This is a genomic window from Vibrio sp. Vb0937, assembly GCF_033338855.1.
This window is the reverse complement of sequence record NZ_JAWOTK010000201.1, coordinates 1-1,376: the sequence shown is the minus strand read 5'-3', so window position 1 is coordinate 1,376 and position 1,376 is coordinate 1. Positions and strand designations below refer to the sequence as shown.

Sequence of the window (1,376 nt, the reverse complement as noted above, 5' to 3'; positions counted from 1 at the left end):
CGATCTTCACGATAAATTCGCCCTTCGGCTTCCAATAACGACAACGCTTCGCGCAACGTAACTCGGGTTGTGTCGAACGACTCCGCCAACTTGCGCTCCGCAGGCAATTTCTGACGCGGTGATAGCATGCCCGCTTCAATCTGTTCAACAATCGAATCTTTAATTTTTACGTACTGCACGAGGTGTCCTTATCTTTTACGCCAAGCCTGAGTGCGACTTTCTAACCACTTCCCCAACGTCATCTGCACGATCTTCGCAATCGCGGCTGCAATCATGATCATCACGGCCATCGCAGCAGCTGCGCCCGTTTGGCCTGCATCGTCCATGTTTAGAATCGATACCGAAGCAGGAATCGTATCGGTTGAGTACAGGAATACTACCGCAGAAGTGGTGGTCAATGCATTAACAAACAAGTAGGTTGCGATGTCCAAAACAGCAGGCATACAAACCGGTAAGGTCACTTTGAAGAACAACTTGTACTGAGGCAGCTTGACCGATGCTGCCGTCGCTTCTATCTCTGAAGGCAGTTGCTTGAGAGCGGTTAACGCTGTCATGTGGCCGACTGTGTAATAGTGCACTACGGTGTTAATCACCAGAAACGCCATCGTACCGTAAAGCACATTCAATGGGTTGTTCACATCATTGAAGTAAAAGATGTATCCCAAACCCAAAACCATGCCCGGCACCGCCATTGGCACCACGCTCAGCATTTGCATCGCCTGACGAACTGGCCCAAACGCACGACCTTTTTCAATACAGTAGGCACCGACAAAAATCACAGCGGTACCAATCAGCGCAGTCCAACCTGCCAGCGTTAACGAGTTGAAGAACGGGCTCCAGCCATAGGTACTCATCTCTGCGAAGTTGTAATTGTTCAGCGTCAGCGCTTTATTCCACGGCCAAAATGTCACTAGAGAGCCGTACACCGCCATGCCTAACACTGCCAGTACTGCGACAGAAATCAGTGAACAGTATACGAAGCAAAGGCCATCACGCGTTTTGTTGGGTTCTGGTTGATAAGGTACAGAGCGAGTATCAAACAAGCTCTTTTGTTTTTTCTGCACCCAACGATCTGCACCAAACGCCATTACCGCAGGAAATAACAGCATGATGCTGGTCACTGCACCCATGGCAAAGTTTTGCTGGCCCACCACTTGTTTGAAGATGTCGGTCGCCAGAACGTTATAGCTTCCGCCAATGACTTTCGGCACACCAAAATCGGTGATCACCAACGTGAATACGACAATCAGAGTGCTGATCAAACCGTATTTCGCCGCAGGTAACGTCACCATAAAAAAGGTCTTCATCGGTGAGGTTTTTAGAGCACGAGCGGCCTCATACAAACGGGCATCGGAAGTACGCAGCGAAGTGGTCAA

At 49.6% G+C, this 1,376-nt stretch carries 2 protein-coding genes; both read right to left on the bottom strand.

Features of this window, described 5'->3' with window-relative positions; genetic code table 11:
• Positions 1–179 (bottom strand): GntR family transcriptional regulator (locus R7P67_RS24410; protein ID WP_318086261.1); only part of this gene is annotated, 179 nt, incomplete at its 3' end.
• A 9-nt stretch (positions 180–188) separates the two neighbouring features.
• Positions 189–1,376, bottom strand: a 1,188-nt coding sequence (locus tag R7P67_RS24405; RefSeq protein ID WP_318086260.1) for a putative 2-aminoethylphosphonate ABC transporter permease subunit, incomplete at its 5' end; no start/stop codon positions are given.